Annotated in this window: 24 protein-coding genes; 8 read left to right on the forward strand and 16 right to left on the reverse strand. The window is 61.3% G+C overall.

All coding sequences use genetic code 11. The annotated features are described in order from the left end of the window. Positions 1 to 321: 321 nt before the first annotated feature. Together FDW84_RS14825 and FDW84_RS14830 are read left to right on the forward strand one after the other, a co-directional pair. Entirely contained in the window at positions 322 to 1,317 is a 996-nt protein-coding gene (locus FDW84_RS14825) for a GNAT family N-acetyltransferase (protein ID WP_138610282.1), read from the forward strand. 6 nt (positions 1,318 to 1,323) lie between these two features. Continuing rightward, positions 1,324 to 1,695 (forward strand): hypothetical protein, encoded by a 372-nt coding sequence (locus tag FDW84_RS14830; protein WP_138610283.1) that lies wholly within the window; start codon positions 1,324 to 1,326, stop codon positions 1,693 to 1,695. 105 nt (positions 1,696 to 1,800) lie between these two features. Here FDW84_RS14830 and FDW84_RS14835 read toward each other — a convergent pair whose 3' ends face one another. The 11 genes from FDW84_RS14835 to FDW84_RS14885 form a co-directional block, all read right to left on the reverse strand. Beyond that, positions 1,801 to 2,955 carry a hypothetical protein gene (locus tag FDW84_RS14835; protein WP_138610284.1) on the reverse strand — a complete coding sequence of 385 codons (1,155 nt, stop codon included), beginning with the start codon at positions 2,953 to 2,955 and terminating at the stop codon, positions 1,801 to 1,803. After that, positions 2,952 to 4,790 (reverse strand): translation initiation factor IF-2 N-terminal domain-containing protein, encoded by a 1,839-nt coding sequence (locus FDW84_RS14840; RefSeq protein WP_138610285.1) that lies wholly within the window; start codon positions 4,788 to 4,790, stop codon positions 2,952 to 2,954. Before FDW84_RS14840 ends, FDW84_RS14835 begins: the two co-directional genes overlap by 4 nt. A gap of 21 nt (positions 4,791 to 4,811) precedes the next feature. Then, positions 4,812 to 6,845 carry an ABC transporter ATP-binding protein gene (locus FDW84_RS14845; protein WP_138610286.1) on the reverse strand — a complete coding sequence of 678 codons (2,034 nt, stop codon included), beginning with the start codon at positions 6,843 to 6,845 and terminating at the stop codon, positions 4,812 to 4,814. Further along, entirely contained in the window at positions 6,842 to 8,590 is a 1,749-nt protein-coding gene (locus FDW84_RS14850) for an ABC transporter ATP-binding protein (protein ID WP_138610287.1), read from the reverse strand. The genes FDW84_RS14845 and FDW84_RS14850 overlap by 4 nt, the downstream gene beginning before the upstream one ends. A gap of 117 nt (positions 8,591 to 8,707) precedes the next feature. Further along, positions 8,708 to 9,241: an HPP family protein gene (locus tag FDW84_RS14855; protein WP_240721533.1), complete on the reverse strand. Its 534-nt coding sequence runs from the start codon at positions 9,239 to 9,241 to the stop codon at positions 8,708 to 8,710. Positions 9,242 to 9,252: 11 nt separating this feature from the next. After that, entirely contained in the window at positions 9,253 to 10,629 is a 1,377-nt protein-coding gene (locus tag FDW84_RS14860) for an NAD-dependent succinate-semialdehyde dehydrogenase (protein WP_138610289.1), read from the reverse strand. A gap of 21 nt (positions 10,630 to 10,650) precedes the next feature. Beyond that, positions 10,651 to 10,893 carry a hypothetical protein gene (locus tag FDW84_RS14865; protein ID WP_138134838.1) on the reverse strand — a complete coding sequence of 81 codons (243 nt, stop codon included), beginning with the start codon at positions 10,891 to 10,893 and terminating at the stop codon, positions 10,651 to 10,653. A gap of 73 nt (positions 10,894 to 10,966) precedes the next feature. Continuing rightward, on the reverse strand, positions 10,967 to 12,061 hold the full coding sequence (locus tag FDW84_RS14870; RefSeq protein WP_138610290.1) for a heme-dependent oxidative N-demethylase family protein: 1,095 nt from the start codon (positions 12,059 to 12,061) through the stop codon (positions 10,967 to 10,969). Positions 12,062 to 12,072: 11 nt separating this feature from the next. After that, positions 12,073 to 13,044, reverse strand: a complete 972-nt coding sequence (locus tag FDW84_RS14875; protein WP_138610291.1) for a PDR/VanB family oxidoreductase — start codon at positions 13,042 to 13,044, stop codon at positions 12,073 to 12,075. After that, positions 13,041 to 13,646: a dimethylamine monooxygenase subunit DmmA family protein gene (locus FDW84_RS14880; protein ID WP_138610292.1), complete on the reverse strand. Its 606-nt coding sequence runs from the start codon at positions 13,644 to 13,646 to the stop codon at positions 13,041 to 13,043. Before FDW84_RS14880 ends, FDW84_RS14875 begins: the two co-directional genes overlap by 4 nt. Positions 13,647 to 13,669: 23 nt before the next feature. Further along, positions 13,670 to 15,181, reverse strand: coding sequence for an APC family permease (locus FDW84_RS14885; RefSeq protein WP_205754749.1), 1,512 nt, complete (start codon positions 15,179 to 15,181; stop codon positions 13,670 to 13,672). Positions 15,182 to 15,445: 264 nt separating this feature from the next. Between FDW84_RS14885 and FDW84_RS14890 the strand changes: the two genes are divergently transcribed. After that, positions 15,446 to 16,207 (forward strand): FadR/GntR family transcriptional regulator, encoded by a 762-nt coding sequence (locus tag FDW84_RS14890; RefSeq protein ID WP_138610294.1) that lies wholly within the window; start codon positions 15,446 to 15,448, stop codon positions 16,205 to 16,207. Beyond that, positions 16,204 to 16,905: a cache domain-containing protein gene (locus tag FDW84_RS14895; RefSeq protein WP_138610295.1), complete on the forward strand. Its 702-nt coding sequence runs from the start codon at positions 16,204 to 16,206 to the stop codon at positions 16,903 to 16,905. Before FDW84_RS14890 ends, FDW84_RS14895 begins: the two co-directional genes overlap by 4 nt. An 86-nt stretch (positions 16,906 to 16,991) precedes the next feature. Here the strand turns inward: FDW84_RS14895 and FDW84_RS14900 are convergent, their stop codons facing one another. Together FDW84_RS14900 and FDW84_RS19910 are read right to left on the reverse strand one after the other, a co-directional pair. Beyond that, positions 16,992 to 17,591, reverse strand: a complete 600-nt coding sequence (locus FDW84_RS14900) for an LURP-one-related family protein (protein WP_138610296.1) — start codon at positions 17,589 to 17,591, stop codon at positions 16,992 to 16,994. A gap of 181 nt (positions 17,592 to 17,772) precedes the next feature. After that, positions 17,773 to 17,898: a hypothetical protein gene (locus FDW84_RS19910; RefSeq protein WP_256371730.1), complete on the reverse strand. Its 126-nt coding sequence runs from the start codon at positions 17,896 to 17,898 to the stop codon at positions 17,773 to 17,775. A 211-nt stretch (positions 17,899 to 18,109) separates the two neighbouring features. On the opposite strand from FDW84_RS19910, the gene FDW84_RS14910 reads away from it, so the two are divergent. From FDW84_RS14910 to FDW84_RS14925, 4 genes are all read left to right on the forward strand, one after another. Next, a complete protein-coding gene (locus tag FDW84_RS14910) occupies positions 18,110 to 18,466 on the forward strand; it encodes a DMT family transporter (protein ID WP_138610297.1) in 357 nt (118 codons plus the stop codon). Continuing rightward, positions 18,463 to 18,783, forward strand: coding sequence for a DMT family transporter (locus FDW84_RS14915; protein ID WP_138610298.1), 321 nt, complete (start codon positions 18,463 to 18,465; stop codon positions 18,781 to 18,783). Before FDW84_RS14910 ends, FDW84_RS14915 begins: the two co-directional genes overlap by 4 nt. A 168-nt stretch (positions 18,784 to 18,951) precedes the next feature. After that, positions 18,952 to 21,246, forward strand: a complete 2,295-nt coding sequence (gene katG, locus FDW84_RS14920) for a catalase/peroxidase HPI (RefSeq protein ID WP_138610299.1) — start codon at positions 18,952 to 18,954, stop codon at positions 21,244 to 21,246. A gap of 113 nt (positions 21,247 to 21,359) precedes the next feature. Next, positions 21,360 to 21,854, forward strand: a complete 495-nt coding sequence (locus tag FDW84_RS14925; RefSeq protein ID WP_138610300.1) for a nucleoside deaminase — start codon at positions 21,360 to 21,362, stop codon at positions 21,852 to 21,854. Between the two features lie 43 nt (positions 21,855 to 21,897). Here the strand turns inward: FDW84_RS14925 and FDW84_RS14930 are convergent, their stop codons facing one another. The 3 genes from FDW84_RS14930 to FDW84_RS14940 form a co-directional block, all read right to left on the reverse strand. Further along, a complete protein-coding gene (locus FDW84_RS14930; protein ID WP_138610301.1) occupies positions 21,898 to 22,296 on the reverse strand; it encodes a CBS domain-containing protein in 399 nt (132 codons plus the stop codon). A 127-nt stretch (positions 22,297 to 22,423) separates the two neighbouring features. Continuing rightward, complete coding sequence (locus tag FDW84_RS14935) at positions 22,424 to 23,068, reverse strand: cyclase family protein (RefSeq protein ID WP_138610302.1); 645 nt, start codon at positions 23,066 to 23,068, stop codon at positions 22,424 to 22,426. Next, entirely contained in the window at positions 23,068 to 24,465 is a 1,398-nt protein-coding gene (locus FDW84_RS14940) for a purine-cytosine permease family protein (protein ID WP_138610303.1), read from the reverse strand. Before FDW84_RS14940 ends, FDW84_RS14935 begins: the two co-directional genes overlap by 1 nt. Positions 24,466 to 24,469: the final 4 nt, after the last annotated feature.

The raw sequence follows: 24,469 nt of genomic DNA on the forward strand, positions 1-24,469 counted from the left end.
GTGGGGGCCGGAACGTTGCGCTGTGTGTCCGTGTACTACGACGGGGATGCGAGGGGCAGGCTATCGGCTCCTAACGAGGTCATACGTTACTCCGGCACGTGAAGCGCAAAGATTCACAGTCGGCCAATCAAGGAACCGTTACGGGCTCTGGTTGCCAAGCAATGGCTTCGATGGGCTGACATTGCGGCTACTGCCCTAGTGTCAGCCCTGCTGTACCGCTAGTATGCCGCATGCCGATTACTAGCGGAACCGGCCAAGCTGCCGGAGGCACCCGAGGTAAGATCTATGCGTCTACCACCTTAGAGCGGAAACGGGGCGGCAATGATCGAGGAAAACGTTGCCCGTGAACTGTGGCGTGAAGCTAGAGCCCTTGGTGACACCCCCTCAGGAGAATGGACCTTTCCACTGCATGTTTGTCGCGCAGTGGCATCAAGACCTGACGGACTCGACTGGTCGTATGAGCATTTATCTGGCTGGGAGGAACTCCTTGAGCTTGACCAGTTAGTTACAGAGCTGACCCTCGAAGGAGATATAGAACCGCACCAAATCTACTCCGTTACCCTCGGGGTCCACCTCTTCGACGAGAGCTTCTATAGCGTCACCGGAGAAATTCCTTTGCCCGAGGAGAGTGAGCCGTACCGGGGTCGCCACGCTGTGCAAATGGCTGGCTTCGAAGGCGACTCTCTTGTCTTCGTAGGTTCGTGGGGGAGTCGGTGGGGCGACAATGGGTTTGGATACTTATCGCGGTCTTACTTCGAGAAGCACGTCGACCTCATTTTGGCAGTCCGCCCTGCCATTTTCGGCCCGTCACTCAAGTTGGACAATGCATGGAAGGCCTACACCTGGCAGCAAGGCCGACCAGGGCAGTTCTATCTCTCGGATCTACGTGATTTGTGGTTCACAGAGAATGCCATTCGCGCGAAAATAGTGACCCTCAACAACACTGAGCATTCGGTAGCCCGACGTCAATTATTTGATTTCCACAACCGCCCCTTCGAAATCGTAGAATTAAGAGTTGGAAACGAACTGTGCGGCCGCCTGCACCTCATTCACAACTTTTCCGAAGGCAAGTCACTTATTGATGAGCTGTGGGTACCCCCACAGAGTAGGAGGAATGGTTACGGGACGTATCTTGCTGAACTGGCAGTCGAATTGTCCCAAGGCAGGAGGCTTCATGCGCGCCTCCATGAAGCGGACAGCCAAGGCTATGGGTTGAGTCGCGCCGAGGACTTCGCGGATAAGGTTGGCTATACCTGCGAATATCTGAGTACCACTCGGCCAAACCTCGCCTTGGCCGCGACAAGAAAGGATTCTTGACCAGACATGGCCGACTTTACATTACGTCCTGGCAATCCATACGACTTCTCCACTGAGGAGCTTGAAGAGCTAAAGCTGTTTATATCGTCGCAAGTTCCGAATGCTGACTTCGACGTAGTCAGTGAAGCTGAGCATGGTTACGGAGTCACACTTTACGAAGTGATTCAGGTTATAGCTGACGTTCGCGGCGCCGGGGGCGATCTCCTGATTGGCGCCTTGGTCATGTGGCTACAAAATCGATGGAAGCAGGAGAGGACGTCAGGTCGCCGCCCACGGCCACGTTCTATAGTCATCTTCGATGAAGATGGGAAAAAATTACGGACTATCGATATAGATGAACCAGACGGAGACCCACAGGAACGCCGGGATAACGATTGATCAACTTGCTAAGTGGTCCGCGACCGGCGGTAACCTGGTGGTACCTGCATTGTATGTGATGGTGATGCTAAAGCCTTTTATACGGCGCATAGCTCTGACCGTGGTTCAGGATAAGAGCCGCTTAATCCATGCAACCCAAGCGGTTATAGTCGCTTTATCGCGGTCCTTAATAAGGCGCATATGTGAAAGCCGGTTTCGAATGGGGAGAACTTCGAATGCGAACCTCTGCCACGTGGAATCGGTTATCCCCAGCCCTGCATAGTTATTGGACCTCACAACTTCCAAGAGCTCGCCCAAGCTCATCCATTCTATAGGGTCACGTAACTCTGCAACGCTCAGGGCCGTGAGGTATGCGTCACCATTAGCCCTCTTAACGAGCTTTTCAGCTAGATCGCCATGGTTGGCGACTTGCTTACGCCAACGACCTTGATGCCGCTCAATCGCTGCGTTGCGCAGTGACCGTCGAATCATTCGTTCTATCGTGAAAAGGCCATCCGCTACTTCGCGCCAATCGTCCTGCGGCAAGACCACATCAGCTAAGGCATGAGCGAGAGCTTCACGAAATTCATTAATTCTGTTGGGCACCGCAAAGACATAATCGCCGTCCTCATTCGTCCTGAGTAGTCCGGCCCCACGTAGCGCCTCACTCTGCGCAACATCAAGGTGCTTGATCATGTCCGCACTCTTGGTCTCCGTTTCATATAAGGCATGATCAAGGCTGGCGAGAGTTCCGACACCAAGTTCTCTCAGGGAATGATGAAATACTTCCGCGCAGTCTCGCTTCTCGATTCCAACCGCAGGAAGCAAGTAACCAGGCGGCTTCTGGTCTCCCTCAAAACTCTCACATTCTTCAGCGGCGAGAAGCGGCAAATGAAATACGCTGGCATCCTCGATTATCGAACTGCCAGGTACCTTCGGGAAAGCAACCCTAGGCGCCCGGGAAACTAGACAAACATCGACCCCAACTTCCATTACTTCACTGATCACTTTTCGAAGAACACCAAGAGGATGACTGGAAGATCGCCCAGGCGCGGTCATCACTTCGAAATCCGTGATTACGAGAATCCCTTCTTGGGGTAACTCAGTTGGCGCACCGGCACAAAGCTCCTCTGCCGTTACGCACCGTCCTCCGAGGTTTGCCAAGAAGTCCTCTCGGAGCACCTCAAAAACGATCCCGAGTTGTATAAACAGGAGGCCTCGCCGCTTGACCTTATTCCTCGCCTGCTTACTACGAACCAGAGCTGCTTCGGCCGAAGTCATTGCAGTTGCAGAACAGGTGTCAGCTCGAAGGCATGGTCATCGCGCTGGACCAAGCCAAGATTCAGTAAGTGCCCTAGCGCCAAGGGTTCGTCCCTGGCCATTGACGCAAAAAGGTCAGGTTCATCGCGCAGTACGTCGAGCAGGAATGCCTCATCCGGATAGTAGCGCTTAACATGGTCAACCATCTCGCGCATGTTCCCAGCGATTGCCAGTCGCCAATCCTCAAGTGCTCCCAAGACGTTCGCTCGCCTCATTTTTCGGTGAAACACATCAGCAGGCAATGTGCCTACAACGTGGGAGGCAAGATGCCGGTACAGAAACGCATGGCCACCCGATGCTTGGTAGAGAGCCTCAAGGGCCCCTTCTTCAAGAGTAATTCCCATTTTTTGTCCAACTGACCGTGCTAAGTCGTCGGCCTCAGCCCGCTCAAAAGGGGCAAGGAAGTGTGCTTTGGCCCATGAAAAAAGCGGATTCGGCCGTCCATACAGCCTGCCGCTTTCGACAATGGCACTTGTCAGCCCTGACAGGACAAAGGTGAAGTTCGAGTTCTCTTGAACGAGACTGCGGAGGGCACCAAGCATTTGGGCGACTGAAGCCATGTCCCCCTCTTGGACATCGATTCTGTCCGAGGGAGTCAAGTACTCAATTTCATCGAGCATCAAAACAACGCTTACGTCTTTTTCCGCCAACTTACGTAGTACGTTCTGGACGGCCCTCTTGAAGTCTGGAATGCCGTACTCTTGAGGAAGGCTGGTAAGGGGTTGTGTCCGTAAATCCCGCGCTCGCAATTCTACTAATAAATCTGCAGTTAAGTCACGGAGCAAATCTGGAACTGGGTCGTCAGGAGGCGATGGTAGGCTTTCCAAATCCCTGAGGATTACAATCGTATTGGCGTCAGACATATTTCGAGACAGTTCGGAAAGAACACTAGTTTTTCCGGCTTTACGAAGACCAAACAAGCCAGCTACGCGCTGATTTTTGACATCGTCTCGCAGATTTTGCAGTAAAATACGACGGCCAAAAAACCGCTCCCCTTGAACGGGGGTTGTTTCGTAAAATAGGTCCCTGGCAAAGATATAGTCGCGGAGCAAAGAAATGAACGCAATTGGATTCTCATCGTCAGTGAAATCCAATGGGATCGTGAGGAACTTCCCGGAAGACCAGTCGTCCAGCTTTTCGCGGAGTCTAGGATCGGGCGACCAAAAAAACATTATGTCCGGCGTGATTTCGCGGCGCGATTCTCGCAACACCTTGCGAGCTGCGTTATATGTTCTTATTTGCAGGTCGGGATGCGGGCTATAGAAGAACAAAACTTCCCGCGTCAACCCAAATCCAGTTTCAATTGCTCCGCTGAATCGCACAAACGCAGTGAAGCAACCTTCAAACGAGCGGATGTTACATTCAGATGCGTAAACGTACTGGGACCCAAGCTTTGCTAGAGCCTCTTGATGCTCCTTCGCAACGCTAAAACTCCTCTTCAACCGCTCAATGTTCGCCAAGGTATCGGGGTAACTTACCGGTTTGACGGCCCCGGCATTCCACCCTAGTTGGCGGTCGGTCGTGGAGGCTGAAAAGACATTTCCAGCAGGTTGACCAAGGGCTTCCCTCAACTTGGCCACTGCGTCCGCGTCGATCATACTCGAGGCGCTGGGAACGATGATGCCAATTTTCGCGAGCTGCCCAATAACCATTGTCGAAGACAGTCCTAACTGTTTCGCAATCTCGTGGACACGCTCTCTAACCACTGGCCTACCCTCTTTTGGATCAATTGGATGATCACTGCATCGTACTGGATGGTCGGAACTACTTGAGGGCGACACTGGCCGGCACGTCATATGGAGTAGACCGATATGCCATTAAACCTCCGCCGCAGGCGCCGCGAACTGGGCCTCGTACAGCCGCGCGTATGCCCCGCCGGCAGCCAGCAGTGAGGCGTGCGTCCCCTGCTCCACGATCTGCCCGGCCTCCAGCACCAGGATGAGGTCGGCGTCGCGGATCGTGGACAGGCGGTGGGCAATCACAAACGAAGTCCGGTCGCTCCTCAAAGCACTCATTGCCTTCTGCACCAGCACCTCGGTCCGCGTATCTACCGAAGACGTCGCCTCGTCCAAAATCAATACAGAGGGCCGGGCCAGGAACGCGCGCGCAATCGTCAGCAGCTGTTTCTCGCCGGCAGACACGTTCCCACCTTCGTCCTCCAGCAGCGTGTCGTACCCGTCAGGCAGCGAACGCACGAACCGGTCCACGTACGTCGCCCGCGCCGCCTCCAGGATCTCGGCTTCAGTAGCCCCAGGCCGCCCGTACGCAATGTTGTCCCGGATGGTGCCCGCGAACAGCCACGTATCCTGCAGCACCATCCCCATCCGCGAGCGCAGCTCGCGCCGCGGGACCGAGGTGACGTCCACGCCGTCGAGCGTTATCCGACCCGCGTCCAGCTCGTAGAATCGCATCATCAGGTTCACCAGCGTCGTCTTGCCCGCCCCGGTGGGTCCCACAATCGCCACCGTCTGCCCCGGCTCCGCCACCAAAGACAGCCCGGAGATCAGCGGCTTGTCCGGCGAATACGAGAACGACACGTCCTCAAACACCAGCCGCCCCCGCCCAAACACCGGCCCAGCAGAAGCAGGAGGCTCAACAGACTCCTCCTCCTCATCCAATAGTGAGAACACCCGCTCGGCCGACGCCACCCCGGACTGCAGCACGTTCGCCATGGACCCAAGCTGCGCCAGCGGCATGGTGAACTGCCGCGAGTACTGGATGAACGCCTGCACGTCGCCCAGCTGCATCGCCCCGGACGCCACCTGCAGCCCGCCCACCACGGCGATCCCCACGTACACCAGGTTCCCGATGAACGTCATGGCCGGCATGATCAGCCCGGAAATGAACTGGGCACCAAAACTGGCCGAGTACAGCTCCGCGTTCTTCTGCCGGAACCGCTCCCCCACCTCCTGCTGCCGGCCGAACACCTTCACCAGCGCATGCCCGGTGTACGTCTCCTCGATCTGCCCGTTCAGCTCCCCCGTGTGCTTCCACTGCGCCACAAACAGCTTCTGCGAGCGCTTGGCAATCAGCGCCGTCAGCCCCAGCGTCAGCGGAATGGTCACCAGCGCGATCAGCGCCAGCGTGGGCGAAAGGATGAACATCATCACCAGCACGCCAACCACCGTCAGCAATGAGGAAACAACCTGGCTGATGGTCTGCTGCAGGCTCTGGGAGATGTTGTCCACGTCGTTCGTGACCCGGCTGAGCAGCTCGCCGCGCTGGATCGAGTCGAAATACCGCAGCGGCAGCCGGTTGATCTTCGCCTCGATCCGCTCCCGCAGCCCGAACACCGTCCGCTGCACCACCCCGTTCAGCACAAACGCCTGCACCCACATAAACGCCGACGACAACACATACAGCACCAGCGCCCACGTCAGCACACTGCCCAGCGCCGCGAAGTCGATCCCCTGCCCCGGCGCCAGGTCCATGGCACTGAGCATGTCCGCGCGCTGCCCCTCCCCGGACGCCCGCAGCTGCGCAAGCACCTGCTCCTTGGTGGCCCCGGCCTGCAGCTCCCGGGACACCACGCCGGCGAAGATCAGGTTGGTGCCCTCGCCCAGCAGCCGCGGCCCGATCACGGACAGCGCCACCCCGGCCACCGCCGTCGCGAACACCAGCATCAGCCACGCCCGCTCCGGCCGCAGCGTCCCCATCAGCCGCTTGGCCGACGGCCAGAAGTTCATCGGCTTCTCCGCCGGGACGTTCATCCCCGCGAACGGCCCGCCGCGTCCCGGCCCGCCTGCCGGACGGGGAATGCGGACGACGTCGGGAGTTGCCGTTTTGGCCCCGGGCGCGGTTTCAGCGGTGGTTCCTGGAGCGCCCAAGGGCGGGCGGTGCGGCGCGCTCATACCGTCTCCTCCGCCGCCAGCTGCGAGTTCACAATCTCGCGGTACGTCTCGGACGTCTCCAGCAGCTCACGGTGTGTTCCGCGCCCCACGATCCTGCCGTCGTCGAGCACTAGAATCTGGTCCGCGTCCACAATGCTGGAGACGCGCTGGGCGATGATCACCAGCGTGGCGCCGGCGGTGCTGCGCTTGAGGGCCTGCCGGAGCCGGGCGTCCGTGCCGGTGTCCAGGGAGGAGAACGAGTCGTCGAAGATGTACAGCTCGGGCCGCTTCACCAGGGCCCGGGCGATGGCTAGCCGCTGCCGCTGCCCGCCAGAGACGTTGGTGCCGCCCTGGCTGATGGGTGCGTCCAGTCCCTCCTCCATCCGCTCCACGAAGTCGCGGGCCTGGGCGATCTCCAGCGCGGTCCAGAGCTCGTCCTCGGTGGCGTCCGGCTTGCCGTAGAGCAGGTTGCTGCGGACGGTGCCGCTGAACAGGTAGGGCCGCTGCGGGACCAGGCCGATGTGCCCCCAGAGCAGGTCCGGGTGCAGCTCGCGGACATCCACGCCGTTCATCCGGACCGATCCTTCGGTGGCGTCGAAGAGTCTCGGCATGAGGTTCACCAGGGTGGTTTTTCCGGCGCCGGTGCTGCCGATGATCGCCGTCGTCTGCCCGGCTTTGGCGGTAAAGCTGATCCCGGTGAGGACGGGCTGGTCGGCACCCGGGTAGGCGAATCCGACGTCGTCCATCTCCAACTCGGCGCCCCGGCGGCCGTCCTGTCCCGCCGTCGTACTCACTGGATGAAGTGGCGGCCGGACGCTCGACTCTGTCCGCAGCACCTCCCCGATCCGGTCCCCGGATACCGCGGCGCGCGGGATCATCACCGCCATGAAGGTGGCCATCATGACGGACATCAGGATCTGCAGCAGGTAGCTCAGGAACGCGATGAGCGTGCCCACCTGCATGGAGCCGTCCTGGATGCGGAAGGCGCCGAACCAGATCACGGCCACGGACGAGACGTTCAGCACCAGCATGACCAACGGGAACGCGAGCGCCATGAGCCGGCCGGCGCGCAGGGCGGTGTCCGTGACGTCCTCGTTGGCGCGGGCGAAACGTTCGGTTTCAATGTCCTCGCGGACGAAGGCGCGGACTACGCGAATGCCGGTGAGCTGCTCACGGAGGACCCGGTTCACGGTGTCGATCCGCTTCTGCATCTTCCGGAACAGCGGCACCATCCGGACGGTGATCAGGCCGACGGCGACCAGCAGCACCGGGACCGCGACGGCGATCAGCCAGGACAGCTGGGCGTCCTGCCGCACCGCCATGATCACGCCGCCGATGCTGAGCATGGGCGCGGTGACCAGCATGGTGGCGGACATCAGGACGAGCGTCTGGACCTGCTGGACGTCGTTGGTGGACCGGGTGATCAGGCTGGGCGCGCCGAACCTGGTGACCTCCTGTTCGGAAAACTCCCCCACCCGTTTGAAGATGGCGTCCCGCAGGTCCCGGCCCACGCCCATGGCAGCCTTCGCCGCGAAGTACACCGCGGTAACCGCGCACACGATCTGCATCAGGGTGATCCCCAGCATCACTCCGCCCAGGCTCAGGATGTAGCCGATGTTCCCCTTGGCCACACCCTCGTCGATGATGTCTGCGTTCAGGGTGGGCAGGTACAGGGACGCGATGGACTGTGCCAGCTGGAAAATGACGACGGCGGCCAGCAGCTTCCGGTGCGGCCGGACGTATTCAACAAGCAGCTTCCAGAGCAAGGGCGGCTCCTGACTCCCAGCGTCACGGGCAGGTGGCGCGAAGGTCAGTTTACGTCCGGAGGCCGGGGTGGAGCCGCGGATGCTCGCGAGAAATTGTCCTGGACCTCCGCTTCCCTGTCAGATCCAATAGGTCGGATACCTGCTTCCGCGGAGCCGGGACCCGAGAATTCCAAACCCGACGAGGATGCAGGCGGCGATGCCCGAGCACACCACAAAGGAGACCTGTCCCGTCGTCGCCATGGTACCGATGACTGCGGTGGCAGCCGCCGGCGAATGAGGCATCCTCAGCCACAGGGTCGCTCCAATAGCCACACTGCCCGCAACCGCGGCAGCCCAGAACGAATGGCTGACCAACCCCGTGCCCACCCCCACCAGGGCGGAAACCACCTGCCCTCCGATCACGCTCCGCGGCTGCGAAAGAGGCAGATGGGGCGCCGCGGCCACGAGCGCCATGGACGCGGCCATCGGGGGAATGAGCAGGAGGTGGCCGGACAACTTCCCCAGCAGCACCAGGCAGACGAGGGCGGCGACGCTGGTCAAAGTGGTGACAACCAGCCTTGCCATCGGAGGCCGGCCGGGAGCCTGGGAGGACCAGCGCCTGCGGGGCTGAGCGGGATCAACCGATGACCGGGCAGGAATCGTAACGGGCACGGCCATCCCCTTTACCCGGCGACGAAGTACAGGCGCTTGTTCACGAACTCACCCATGCCCAGCGGACCCATCTCACGGCCAAACCCTGACCGCTTAACACCGCCGAAGGGAAGTTCAGCCGCCTCCGCAGCAATGATGTTGACGTGCGCCATCCCTACGTTCAGGCGGGAGGCAATTTTCGCCGCCCGTGCCTTGTCGGTGGAGAAGACCGAACCGCCGAGCCCGAAGTCCGAATCATTCGCCAGTTCAAGCGCCTCTTCGTCGCTTGATACCTTGTAGACGATCGCCACGGGCCCAAAGATCTCTTCCCGGAAGGAAGCCGAATCGCGGCTGATTCCTGTCAGGACGGCGGGTGAGAAGTAGGCACCTTCCCCTTCGGAGAGGACACCGCCGACTTGAAGCGTGGCACCTTCGGCGACAGCGCGCTGCACCTGGGCGTTCACTTGCTCGGCAGCTGCCCTGCTGGAGAGTGGACCGTAGGCGCCCTCGGGCAGGTTCAGGGGATTACCCGGCACGAGCCCGTCAGCGAGTTTCTTGAGCTGGGCCACGAACTCGTCATAGATGTCTTCCATGACGATCATCCGCTTGTTGCCGTTGCACACCTGGCCTCCGTTGTAGACCCGGAAGTTCCAGGCGTCCGCAGCGACCGATGCGAGGTCATGGGAGTCGAGCACGATCATCGGGTCGGTTCCGCCGAGCTCGAGGACAGCCTTCTTCAGGTGCCTGCCGGCCTGCTCTCCGATGATGGAGCCGGCCTGCTCAGAGCCTGTGAGGGATACGCCCTGCACCCGGGGATCGGCGATGATCGCAGCGATTTGCTCGTGCGTGGCAAAGATGTTGGCGTAACCGCCGTCGGGAACCCCTGCTTCTTCCATGATCTGCTGGATCGCCAGCGCTGAACGGGGGCAGATGTCTGCGTGCTTGAGCAGGATGGTGTTGCCGAGGACCAGGTTGGGCGCAGCGAAGCGGGCCACCTGGTAATACGGGAAGTTCCAGGGCATGACGCCGAGCAGGACACCCACGGGGCAGTTCTCGATGATCGCCTTGCCCGGAACGGTGCTGGGAATCTCCTGGTCAACAGCGAGGCTGGGGCCGTGCACGCCGTAGTAGTCGAGGATCGAAGCCGCGAACTCCACCTCTTCGATGCCCTCTGCCAGGGGTTTGCCCATCTCCAGGGCGATGATCCTGGAGAGCTCTTCCTTGCGCTCTTCGAACAGCTCAGCGATGCGGCGGACAACCGCGGCTCTCTCCTGAATGCTTTTTTCGCGCCACAGGCCGTAGGCGGCGTCAGCACTGGCAAGTGCCTGCTGGATCTGTTCGTCCGAAGCTGCTTCAAAGGTTTCGACGACCTCACCTGTTGCGGGGTTCTGAACCCGGTACCGGGACATGGTGCTCCTTTTTTTAAGTAGTCAGGGCTGATACGTGAACCGGCTGCCCGTGGTCGGTGCCTTTTCCACGGTCAGGTGATGCCCGGTGATGTTGCGATACATGCGGCGCTCCAGCGTGGGTGAAAGAATCCACAGAGCCGAACCACTCGTCGTTTTCGCCACAACTGTTCCGTGATGCAGGAGTTGGCCGTTGTTGGAGAGTGACACTTCGGTGCCAAGTTCAACTTTGGCCCATGCATTACGTGTTGCGGGTTCCACTTTCATGTGGCTGCTCTTCCGTCTCTTGCCACGACGTCGTGGACTGGATTGCCAGCGTGCAGGTTTTTTCGGGTGTCCGTCAGTTGCCGCCCGGCTGGATTCCTTCAGGGGCCCAGGGGTAGCCGGTTGCCAGGGGTGCACCGTCGTCGTGGCGGGAGAGCCACTCGACCGCAGCTGCGTGGTAGCGGTGGAAACCCTTGTAGTCGACGAGCTCCGGGTCCAACGAAGCGAGGGCGCGGTGGATGCGCTTTGCCCAGTCGGGGGCGTACTCCACCAGCTCAGCCAGGCTGACGAGGTAGGTACGGACGGGGAACACTATGGCGTTCGACCGGGGCAGACGGTGCAGGGGCTGCAGTTCGATGCGCAGGTACACCTTTTCTCCGGCGTTTTCGCCGTTGACGGTCGCCCGGTCAGGGGCCCATTCCGGCAGTGTTTCCACGGAGGTCTCCAGACGCGGGTTGACGGTGAGCGACCAGTTAACCCTCCTGACCGGGTGGCCGGGCTTCATGCGCAGCAGGAACTTAAGCGCCCGGTCCAGGATGCCCATCTCGTGCAGCTTCGGTACCGGGCCGTGGAATTCGAAAAAGCTCATGCCAAGGTTGAACTTCAGGGAGTAGTCGGCCCGCTGGGTGGTCATGCCTGCGCCGATGACGAGCGTATTGTCCTTTTCCTCGAGGACTACGAATTCGCCCTGTGCCTGGCGGGTGGCGTACTCCATCGGGTCCATCGGCAAGGTGGCCGGATCACCGAACGTGAATGAATCATCGATGCCGAGGAGCCGGTTCTGCCACCGCCACTCGTTTCCGTTCTTGGTCAGGGTGAAGTGCTCCGGAAAGTCCCTGGCGTAGGACTCAAAGATGAGCTCGAGCAGATCCCACTGCGCTTCCAGCATGTGCGGCAGTGCAAGGTAGTGGACGCCCGGCATATCGCTAAGCATCTGGGCGCGGTGGGTGCACTCGGAGACGTAGTGTTCATCAATATCGAACGCGGCCCGCAGGGCGCCGTTTCCAGCCGGAACGTGCGGTTCCAGGTTCATGGAGTACATGTAATCGTCGTCGGGGAACGGGAACGGCAGCCGGCGAACGCCCTCGGGTGAGTTCCGGAACTGGTATTTGCCTTCCGGCGTGTAAGTCTCGCCAGTTTTGAAGGCGGCTGATTCAGAAATCGCGGTCATGGGATTTTTCCTTAAGCGTTGATGACGAGTTTGGTGCAGGTGGCCCGCGATACGCAGGGCATGATGAGCTTGCAGGTTGCCCGGTCCGACTCGGACAGCCAGTCGTCGCGGTGATCGATGGTGCCGTCAAGTTCCAGGACCTCGGTTTCGCACTCCCCGCAGGCGCCTCCCCTGCAGAGGTAGGGCAGCTTGTGGCCTGCCTCCTCCACTGCTTCGAGCAGCGACTGCTCGGGAGACACCTCGATAACTGCTCCGGAGCGCGCCAGGGTCACCGAGAACGGGTCGCCGGTGGAACCCAGGTCCTCGAACCTTTCGAAGTGGATGTTCGAGTCCGACCAGCCAAGAGCGTGGGCGGAATTGACCACGTCATCGATCATCCGCGTTGGCCCGCATACGTAGGCGTGCGTGCCAAGTGGCCGTCCTGCCAGGACGTCCATGGTGTTGAGCCGTGATTCGCCGTCGTGGCCATACAGGGTGACCCGCTCGCCGTAGCGCTCCTTAAGCTCGTGGCCAAGGGCAGCGTGCTCCGGGCCGCGGACGGCCAGGTGCAGCTCGAAGGAGCTTCCCTTGAGGCTGAGTTCTTCGAGCTGGGCAAAGACGGGAGTGATGCCCACGCCGCCGGCGATGAAGAGGTGGTGCCGGGCATGTTTTGACACCGGGAAAAGGTTGGCCGGAATACCTGCGAGGAGAATATCGCCCTCGCGGACGTTGGTGTGCATGGCCAGCGAGCCGCGCTTGCCGTCGTCGACCCTGCGGACGGCTATCTGGTATTCACTGGTGTCGTAAGGCGAACTCATCAGTGAGTACGCGTTGCGCCTGGTGTCTCCATCGGCCGGGATCAGGACGGTGATGTGGCTGCCGCCCGAGAAGGGCGGGAGCCAGGAGCCGTCGGCTGCGCCGAAGGTGTACCGGTTGATTTCCGGGGTCACCGCTTCGATTCGATTTACCCGGAGCCGCAGGGCTCCGTGCTGGGACTCGCTCACGTATCCAACTCCTCATTTTCCGGCATTTCGCCGGGTACTTCGCTGTCTGCTTTCACTCCTTGGAAGGCCGCGAGCCTCCCGGAGTAGTGGTCGCGAACGATCAGGTTCAGTTCACAGCCCGGGCATACAAAGATCCGGTGGGTGACATTCTCGGAATAGTGGCCACAGTGCGCGCACCACACGCGCCTCACAAAGGAACCGGCGTGCTCGCGCAGCACTTCGTCCCGGTTCATGCCGTAAGAGGTGGCCACCTGCATTGAGGTGCCGATAAACCCCTCAGAACCGGTCAGGTACAGCCGGGTGCCCATCTTCGCCGTCGCCAGGTATGCGTCGAGTCCGCTGACGGCGTCTGCGTTAGTTGGGAACACGGCCAGGTCACGCACCTTGAACTGTTGGAGATCGATCAAATAGTTCTGGCCGGTGAATGATTCGGTTGAGTACAGTACGGTGGTTGCCGCCAGCTGTTCAGGGGTCATCGCCCGGAGCAGGCGCACCAGCGCTTTCCCACCGCTGCCCTGGCCGGCAGCGAGGTGGATGAGGCCGCTCGCCATCGGCGTCAGCTCGTCGTAAACAGGTCGGCTCTTGATGCCGGTAATCAGCATGGGATTTTGTTACCTTTCGTCCTTCACAGCGGCTGGCGGGCGGAGAGCGCCGGAACTGCATCGGCCGCCGGAGCGTCGCCTTTGAGGTGGGGCTTCTTCCAGGCCATGTACAGCAGACCGAGCGCGACCACAGTGACGGCGGAGATCAGGACCACGTGGTTGGCGAACCACCCGTCTTCGGGTGTCCGCGGCCAGGCCATGTTGACCATGCCAAGCACACCCCAAGCGAGAGCTGCGATATTTACCGGAATGCCCCATACGCCCAGCCGGAAAGCTCCGTTCGGCTTCCAGCCCAGGATGCGTGCCCGAAGCGCGGCAAGGACAACCATCTGGAAGCCCATGTACATGCCCATGGCTGCGAAGGAGATGATGACGGTCAGCGCGTCGCTGGAGACCTTGGACCCGATGACGATGAATGCCGGCACCAGCCCCGCCAGGAGCAGAGCATAAGGAGGCACATGGCGGGATTCGCTGAACGTGCTGAGGAGCTTGCTGGCCGGAAGGATCCCGTCACGGGCCATCGAGTAGGCAAGGCGGGAGGTTGCCGCCTGCAGGCTCAGCACGCAGGAGAGGAACGAGATAAGGACGACTGCGAGAACGGCCTTGAAACCGATGGGGCCGAACGCCGAAAGGAGGATGTTGCCCACAGGGTCCGTCTCGGTCCCTGAAATCACGGCAGCGAAATCGGGAACTGCAAGGATAAGGGACAGGCAGACGAACATCGCCGCGAAACCGCCAATGTAGATGGTCATCCGCATGGCTTTGGGGATGGTACGGCCCGGGTTGGGGACTTCCTCCGCTACGTCGCCGCAGGCCTCAAAGCCGTAGTACTGGAAAATGCCAATGAGTCCGGCAGCCGCAAATGCAAAAAAGTAGTTGTTGCCTTCCCCTGCACCAAAAGTCTGGAACAGGACGCTGAGGTCATGGTGCCTTGCGGTAGCAAGCAGCCAGATGCCCACCACCAGGGCGCCACCGAGTTCTGCGAGGAGGCCGATCATGGCCACTGCGTTCAGCACTTTTGTGCCACCAAGGTTCAGGACTGTAGCAAGCGCTATAACCACGAGACCGCACAGGATCGTGGCGTCCACGCTGCTTTCCATGCCGGCCAGGGTACTCAGGAACGGGCCAGCCCCGTATGCGACGCTGGCGATAGTGGTCAGGAGCGCCACCAGGTAGACCCAGCCATTCATCCAGCCCCATTTGCGGCCCCAGAGCCTTCTGGACCACGGATAGACGCCGCCGGCCACTGGATAGGCCGCTACCACTTCACCGAAAACTGTTGCCACCAGGAGTTGTCCGACTCCCACGATGACCAGGGACCAAAACATCGGCGGCCCGGCCACGCTCAGGGATGCCGCGAACAAGGAATAGATCGCTACTACAGGCGACAGGTAGGTGAATCCCAGCGAGACGTTCCCCCAGAACGTCATCTCCCGCTTGAATTGCCTCTCGTATGAATAACCAAGGCTGGCAAGATGCTGAGCGTCGTCATCGACGTCAAGCTCCCCAACCGGTTCGGGGGTTTCTACACGCATTGGACTCCTTCTTTCGGTCATTACCGCTACCTGTGAGCGGGACCACGTCGTAAAAACCATAGTTTCATATCTTTAGGAGCGCAACCTCTACCGGCAGACCCGCAAGAAGTAGGTCTTTTTGCCGCTTCCTCAGGTACAACGGGTTTCTAAAACTATGATTTCCACTCTTTTTGCCCTTCCTGAAGTACACTTCAGAAGTAGCGAAGCCAGCAGGTCTTACCGGTATTAGAGTTACTGCTGTCCCTATTTCCCATGGAGTCGTTCTTGGCATCTACCACCGCTTTCCAAGCCCAGGTGTACCGGGCGTTGCCGGAAACAGAGCGCTCCGAAGCCATCGTCAACCGGATCTCCAAGGCGATCGCCCTTGGCCTGCTGAAGGTTGGCGAGCGGCTTCCCCCCGAAACAGCACTGTCGGAGATGTTCGGCGTTGCGCCGTCCACTCTCCGGGAGGCGTTGTCCGACCTTCGTGATCAGGGAATTGTTGCCACGCGGAGGGGGCGCAGTGGCGGCACGTTCGTCGTCAAGCAGCCCTTCACATCCGCCGATGTCATAAAGAAATGGTTCCAGGACACGTCCATTGCCGAGATCCGGGACCTGGGGGACGAGCATGCTGCCATCGCCGCCGCAACCGTACGACTGGCCTGTGAACGGGCGGAACCTCATGAGATCAACCGGCTGTTGGAACTTGCCCGGGGCGTTGTCATGACAGACAAATCAGAACTGCAAGCACGCGCCGACAGCAGATTCCATATCGAGCTGGCGGTCCTGGCGCAGTCCCCAAGGCTTACGAATGCAGAAATCAGGCTCCAAGCCGAGACAGTTCAAGCGCTCTGGGCCCCGGTATCACTGACCCGGGACCCGGAACAGGTGGCCGCCGAGCACTTGGCCTTGGCCCGCGCCATCGCAAATGACGCACCTGAAGATGCTCAACGACTGGTGCTGGAGCACATCCGGCATGACGTCCACCATCTGGTGGACGCGAAATTGTCACTCGGATACCCGACGTATCAGCAGGAGCGCCCATGACAACCACTACCCCTGCGACCAAGGCCGCGAAGGAAATTGCTGCCTGGACGAACGCTCTCGGGCTGGACGTCGACAAGTTCGCATCCCGCACGGCCGCGTTGTGGACGAATCACCAGATCCCTTTCAGCGTCACGCCCCGGGACGTGGGGCAGCTGGAGAGCATGAGCAAGGACTTCCTCGAAACGCACAGTTTCGTGGTGGGAGCTGGAGTCATCTTCTCTGCAGACGCCATCGAGAACCGGGACGGCGTTCTGGAGTGGTGGATCAGACGTGGAGAGGGAATCGAAAAGCTGGAATTCGATCTCACCCCTGGCGGCGAGCGGTTTTACGACTACCAGAACATGCCCTTCTTCACCTCGGCAAGCCGCACAGGGGAACGGTCGATGTGGGGGCCCTATGTCGACTACCTCGGCCTGGACGAATACATCCTCACCTACACCGCACCCATCCATGTAGGTGGAGAGTTTGCCGGGGTAGCCGGCTGCGACATCAGGATCCGCAAGCTTGAAGAGATCTTCATGCCCGCGCTTCGTGCCATCCCGGGAGACGCCGCCCTCCTCAATGCAAGCAATCGGGTCGTCGTCGGAAACTCCGGGGCGTACCTGGTCGGCGAAAGAATCCGCCACATCCCCGGCGACAAGCAATTGCTCCCGATCGAGGCGGCTCACCTGGAACTCTCACTGTTGAGCGGCCGGTAGCTGGCCCGCACTCCTGCGGCCCAACTCTGTTTACGGATGCTGGCGGGAGTGGGTGGCAGGGTGTTCGTCCTGTCGCTTTGGTAGGTCTATCGGGACTGCAGAGCATCCAGTGCGACTGCCATAGCCGCGGCAACCCGGCCATCGAGTCGTGCACCGGGAAGGGTGATGAGGTATCGGTCGCGCAGTGACTTTCCCCGTTCTGATATCATCAGCACTTCTCCATTGGCGTCGACAAAGTCGAAGTGGAAACGGAAGGGTGAAGGGACTGCATCACCAATCGGCGTTGCTTCCCATATGCGCCGGCCGATGGCCACGCCAACGTTGCGTTCACTTCCGGTGAGTTTGAGCCCGGACGCTTCAAGGTGCCACGTCGATCGCAGCAGGGACTTGGCAAAGTCCTTTCGGAAGCTGCCGATCGGTTGTCCACTGGCGTCCAGCACGTCGTACGTTGCACCGAGGTCGAGGCGTTGCCGAGCCTTGAAGGAGAAGATGGGCATAATCCTTGACTCGTCCTGGTAGAAGGTCACTTGCTCCTTGAAAGCTGCCCGCTTCTGCTGGGCGACGGCAAGCAGAAGCCCGGACTGCCCGTCTCCGGTCACGGAACGTATTTCATAGCGGTTCACCAGCAGCGTGAGCTTCTGGGTCACGGTGAAGCGCTCGATGCCCTGTAAAATTTCTGCGGTCATGTCGGTCCTCGTGGTTAGAGCGGTCTCGCGTCGTTTGACCTAACCAGCAGGTAGCGGGCTGGCCTGGACGATGATCTTCTTACCCCAAAGATCCTCCGTGTAGCAGGTGATGAAGACAATTCGTCCCGGGACCCCGCCACAGCGGGCGCAGGGGCACACCGGAAGTCAGCCAACCCGCGCGTCAAACCGCCGCCTGTACTCCGTCGGAGTCGTGGAGAAGGCCGGCCGCGAAGTTTTGCCGCAGGGTGACGGCGTTGCCGAAGCCGCAGTCGGCGGAGATCTGATCTATCGACAGCTCTACTGGCACGTGGACCATTGCCCTTGCCGCGCAGCAGGTGCTCAAGGGGAGCGACCTCGGCAGCTCGGCTGTCGCCGGCCTGGAGCTGGTCCCGCAGGCCTTAACCAACGGTCCTTGGCTTCCCACCGGCGTCATCGGTGGGAAGCCGGGGAACACCAGCAGCATTCGCGCTGTTGCACACTCGGGGACCAAGCCCCAATGACTCTCAAGGACTGAATTGATGAAGTGGATTTTCCTCGCCGGCGCGATCCTGAGTGAGGTGACGGCATCCCTCTCCTTGAAGGCGGCCCTTGATAATCCTGCTTTTTTCATCGTGGTGGTTCTAGGTTATTCCGCCTCCTTCGCTTTCCTCGCCGGAGTCCTCCGCAAAGGCCTCGGCCTGGGAGTTGCCTACGGCATCTGGGCTGCACTGGGGGTTACCCTCACGGTGCTGCTGGCCGCGATGCTTTTTGGCGAAGCGCTGACCCCGGTGATGATGATTGGCGTCGCCATGGTCATCGGTGGGGTGCTCTGCGTTGAACTCGGGTCACACAAAGAGCCAGCAACAGAACCCGCAAAAGAAATGGCCCGCTCATGATGTGGCTGCTGCTGGCTGGGGCCATCCTCACCGAGGTGACCGCCACACTGTTCCTGCGCGTAGCCTCAACCGGCAAGCGGCGCTGGTACATACCTGTCGCCGTCGGATACTTCCTGGCGTTCACGCTCCTCACGCTGACCCTGGACCAAGGCATGAGCCTCGGGGTTGCCTACGGCATTTGGGCCGCGGCCGGCGTCGCATTAACTGCCGTGGGAAGCCGCGTTTTCTTCAAGGAGACAATTACTCCCGTCATGATGCTCGGGCTGGGACTCATCATCGGCGGTGTCCTGCTTATCGAGCTGGGCGCAGCACACTAGCTAGCCCGGAGTAAACAAGGCTGGGACAAGCCTTGATCCCAACTTACCCGGCCCGCTTCTCTCATAGCGGACAGGGGTTCTCTTCCGCTTGCCCGTCCATGTTCAAATGGGAAGGTTGAACCGGCTGCCCGAGTCCGGCTGCGGCCTCGGCCACATGGAAGGAAGCACATGACCGATCCTCAGGAACACCCTCCAGTCCCCACGCCGGGAAGCGCCCAAGGCTTAGACAGCAAGGTTGAGGGCGGGTGCCCGGTTGCGCATGGCAGCGTGACCTCGCACGGCAGCGAGAGTGAGAACCCTGCCATCGATTCGCCGCAGCCCAAGGGGCACCGGCCGCGGACCGTTGCTGACTGGTGGCCCAACCAGCTGGACCTCTCGGTGCTCCACGCCAACCACCCCAAGGGCAACCCGCTCGGTCCTTCATTCAGCTACCGCGAGGAATTCCAGAAGCTCGACGTCGAGGCGCTCAAGCAGGACATCACCGAAGTCCTGACCACCTCCCAGGACTGGTGGCCGGCGGACTTCGGCCACTACGGCGGACTGATGATCCGCCTGAGCTGGCACGCTGCCGGGACCTACCGCGTCCACGACGGCCGCGGCGGTGCAGGTGACGGCAGCCAGCGGTTTGCGCCGCTGAACAGCTGGCCGGACAACGCCAACCTGGACAAGGCCCGGCGGCTGCTGTGGCCGGTTAAGCAGAAATACGGCCAGAAGCTCTCCTGGGCAGACCTGCTGGTCTTGGCCGGCAACGTGTCCCTCGAGTCCATGGGCTTCAAGACGTTTGGCTTCGCCTTCGGCCGCGAAGACGTGTGGGAGCCCGAGGAAATCTTCTGGGGCCCTGAGGACACCTGGCTCGGCGACGAACGCTACATCGGCGAAGGCCAGATGTCCGAGGAGGTTGGCTCCACGGAGATGGGCCTGATCTACGTCAACCCCGAGGGACCGATGGGCAACCCGGATCCCAAGCTCGCCGCGGCGTTCATCCGCGAGACGTTCAAACGGATGGCGATGAATGACGAGGAGACCTTCGCGCTGATCGCCGGCGGCCACACGTTCGGCAAAACCCACGGAGCGGGCGACGCCGATGCGCACGTAGGTCCCGAGCCGGAGGGCGCCGACCTTGAGGCGCAGGGCCTGGGCTGGCTCAGCACGTACGGCAGCGGCAAGGGCGCGGACACCATCACCTCCGGCCTCGAGGTCACCTGGACGGACCGGCCCACCGAGTGGAGCAACCGTTTCCTGGAAATCCTGTTCGAGTACGAGTGGGAGCTGGTCAAGAGCCCGGCCGGCGCGCACCAGTGGGTTGCCAAGGAGGCTCCGGCGATCATCCCGGACGCGCACGACCCCAACAAGAAGCACCGCCCCACGATGCTGACCACGGACCTGTCGCTTCGCTTCGATCCGGTCTACGAGCAAATCGGGCGGCGCTTCCTGGAGAACCCTGACGAGTTCCAGCTTGCCTTCGCCAAGGCCTGGTACAAGCTGCTGCACCGCGACATGGGACCTGTGGGCCCGCACATGCTGGGGCCGTGGGTTCCGGAGGCACAGCTGTGGCAGGACCCCGTTCCCGCCGTTGACCACGAGCTGGTCAACGAGCAGGACATCGCCTCGCTCAAGTCGGCCCTTTTGGAGTCCGGACTGTCCGTTTCGCAGCTGGCCACCACCGCGTGGGCTTCCGCGTCCACCTACCGCAAGACCGACAGGCGCGGTGGCGCCAACGGTGCGCGGATCCAGCTGGAGCCGCAGCGTGGCTGGGAGATCAACCAGCCTGAGCAGCTTTCGACGGCGTTGCAGGCAATTGGGCGCGTGCAGCAGCAGTTCAACACTGCCCAGGCCAACGGCAAGAAGGTATCGCTGGCGGACCTGATCGTCCTCGGCGGCTGCGCGGCGGTGGAGAAGGCGGCAAGCGACGCCGGGTTCCCCGTCACTGTGCCGTTCCGTCCGGGACGCACCGATGCCGCCCAGGAGCAGACCGACGTCGAGCAGTTCCAGTACCTGAAGCCGCGGGCGGACGGGTTCCGCAACTACGTGCGGCCCGGCGAGAAGCTCCAGCCGGAGACCCTCCTGCTGGACAAGGCGTACCTGCTGGACCTCTCCGCACCGGAGATGACGGCTCTCATCGGAGGCATGCGTGCCCTCGGCACCAACACGGGCGGTTCTGCCCACGGCGTCCTCACGGACAAGCCGGGGGTCCTGACGAATGACTTCTTCGTCAACCTGCTCTCCCCCGGCACCAAGTGGAAGGCGTCCGAGAACGAGGAGAACGTCTACGAAATCACGGACGTGGCCACTGGGGAGCTGAAGTGGACCGCCACTCCCGTGGACCTGGTGTTCGGCTCGAACTCCCAGCTCCGTGCCCTGTCCGAGGTCTACGCGAGCCAGGACGGCAAGGAGAAGTTTGTCAACGACTTCGTGGCGGCCTGGGTGAAGGTCATGGAGCTGGACCGCTTCGACCTGCGGTGATGTTGGTTCGTTGACCAGTGCGTCCGGGCCGGCTGCCTTTTGGCAGCCGGCCCGGCTGCTTCCTGGGGCCGGCCCGGCGTGCGTCCACGGCCGGGTTCAGGCACAATGACCGCATGACTCAAGAGCCGCAGCTGCCCTCCGCCACTGCGCCGCCGCGCGTGGACGCTGACCCTGCTTTCGAAGCCGCTTATCAGGCCGCGCAAAAGAGCGCCAGAGAAGGGGGCATTCCCATCGGGGCAGCACTCGCTCGCGGCGGGGCGGTGATCGCGAGCGGGCACAACGAACGGGTCCAGAACGGTGATCCGATAGCGCACGGGGAGATGTCCGCACTGCGCGCAGCCGGCAGGCAGAAGAGCTACCGCGACACCACTCTCTACACCACCCTGGCCCCCTGTGCCATGTGCACCGGAACCATTATCCAGTTCAAGATCCCCCGCGTGGTGGTTGGCGAAGCGCGCACATTCGGCGGCGAGTTCGAGCTACTGCGGTCACGCGGCGTTGAAGTAATAGTTCTGGACGATCAGCGGTGTGTGGACATGATGCGGGCGTTCCAGGAAAGCAAGCCCGACCTTTGGGCGGAGGACATCGCAGAGGATACTGCCGAGTAGGGCCGGCGCCGCACAGCTTTTTGCCGCCAGGCCGCCAGGTCCCTCACCCCGTTGCTCCTACGGCCATTTTCGGCCCGGCGGCGCGGGAAGCAACTCCTGCATCATTGCAAAAGCCCCGTCCGGTACGTTTGAGGCACAGCAAGCCGAGGAGTTTTCCCGCGTCATCCACGACGGCGAGGCGGCGCCGGCCTGCCGACTGCAGGGCAACAGTGGCGGCAATGAGAGAGCATTCGTGGTGTATCGTCCTGCCGGGGGTCACCCCGAAGCCACGTGCATTTTCATCGCCACGGGCTTCCGGTGGAATATCAGAACGCTCTAAAGTCGTAACAAGCTGCCCGCCGGAGCCAACGATCAGTGCCAGGTGAACGTGGTCGTCATCAAAGAAGCTGCGGACCTCCGCTACGCTGCTGTCTGGTCCGAGTGTCTTTGGGCACGAAATCATCGCGTCCTTTACCCGTAACGGATGAGTAGCCTCAAGCACATCGCTTCCAAGTATTTCGAGTGGGCACCTGCATCTATGAATTCTACTTAAACGCAGCTGCTAGATGCGGCTTGCGGGCTGTACCTGGTCAATCCACCCAGGCGACCGCCCTCACTGGCGCGCCGTCAGCCTGGTCCAGTTTCAAGGGGAAAAAGCCGGTGCGGCACCGGGCCGGCAGGTTGCTTGCGCCCCGCACGTTTTCGATAATCAGGCCGCCGGATCCAAGCACGAACTGATGGACGGGAAACGCCATCGTCTCCGTTGACTGGATCGTCCTGTCGGGATTGAGGGTGTCCACAGCCAGTAGTCGCATGCCCCGTTTCCACAGTTCTTCAGCTGCCTGGAGGGCAAGGACTGGGTGATCAAGGTACGCGGCGGTGCCAAAGTGCCTGTCCCAGCCGGTGGCCAGCACCACGATCGGTGGTATCTCCTCATCCACCTGGCCCTCGATCTGATCCCACAAGATCTCCTCCCCCGCGGCAATGCCCATGAGGTGCACAACCGCAGCCTCGCCAACAAGCTCGTCAAGCAGCACCTCGGACGTGGTGCGCCCGCCTTCGATGCTGTGGCTCGGGGCATCCAGATGGGTTCCGGTGTGTGAGCCCATGTGGATGCCCATGACGGCTACCCCGTCCGTGGCCAGCGACAGTGCGTGCTGCAGTTGTACGTTGGGGTCGCCAGGGAAGACCTGCATGCCCGACTTGATGGGATGGGTCAGGTCAATCAAAGGCATCAGAGAGCCCGTCCGCTCATGTCCCCGGCTTCCTCCTTTGACGCCAGGTGCCCGATCTCTGGATCGCCAGAAGGGCGGCGGTTCCGGATTGAAAGGGCAAAGTAGAGCAGGAAGCTGATGACGAACGCCGGCATGGTAGCCCCCACCGGGCTTGGCCACAGGTAGGTCAGCACATAGGAAACCAACGCTCCCACCACCCACACGGCTACAGCGAACCAATTGATTCCCCCGGCGTACCAGTAGATGCCGCCACGATCGTGCAGGATGTCCCGGGTATAGTTGCCGCGCCTGATGATGTAGTAGTCGACGATCATGATTGCGAACACCGGGACGAAGAACGCGCCGATAACAAACAGGAAGTCTGTGAACTGGTTGAGCAGCGCCATCCACGTTGACCCGAGGATCGAGATCGCGCCGATCACCAGGCCCGTCGGCAGGAACCGCAGCTTCCAGCGCGGCTGGGCGTTGACCACCGACGTCACCATGCCGTACACCACCATGGTGTTGGTGGCCATGACCGAGATGAAAACCACGAGTGCCAAGGGCGTTCCGAAGGCAGCCACGATCACCGTAGGGTCGAATGCCGCCGCGGGCTGGCCTGAGAGGATCACGAATCCAAGCGCCGTAGCGCCCAGTGCCATGGACAGCACCGTGGACAGCGTGTATCCGATTCCCGAGCCGATGATCCCGGCCCGGCTGGACTTGGCCAAGCGGTTGAAGTCGGCGGAGAGGACCGTCCATGAGATGGCGGTGGCAACAACGATGTCCAGCACGGTGAAGTTTGTGAAGCCAAGGGACTCGTCCACGTCCAAGGCAGCGAACTCGGCGGGGCTGTAGGTAGTGAAGGCCGTGACAAAGACATATGCCATGATTGCCAGGATCACCACAGCAAGCCAGGGCTCCACCTTGGCGATACCCTCATGCCCCAGGATCGCAAGACAAACCACAGTGGCCTGGCAGAGCACCGCAAAAAGTATCGGGTTGGAGAAGCCGGTTACCGGTTCAAGCAGGTAGTTGACGGTCACACCGGCAAGCATCGCCTGCACCCAGCTCCAGCCCATGAGGATGATGAAGTTGGCCGCGACCGGCAGGAGGCTGCCCCGGGTCCCGAACGCTCCGCGGGTAATCGCCATGGTGGGCAAACCGGTACGTGTTCCGATGTTGCCGATCAGCGTAAGCACCACGGCGCCGATAAGGGTGCCAACAACAATCATCGCCAAGGCCGAGACGAAACTGACCCCCGGCACGAACAGGGTGCCGGTCAGCAGCGTTGTAACGACGAAGTTGGCGGCGAGCCAGATCATGCCGATGCGACGGGTGGACAAGGAGCCGCGGATCGGCCCGAAGCCATCCGCATTCTGCTGGAGGTGCGCGTCGAGGCGCTTGTACATATTCATGGTG

It is taken from the genome of Pseudarthrobacter sp. NamE5 (assembly GCF_005796225.1).
Classification (GTDB): Bacteria; Actinomycetota; Actinomycetes; order Actinomycetales; family Micrococcaceae; genus Arthrobacter.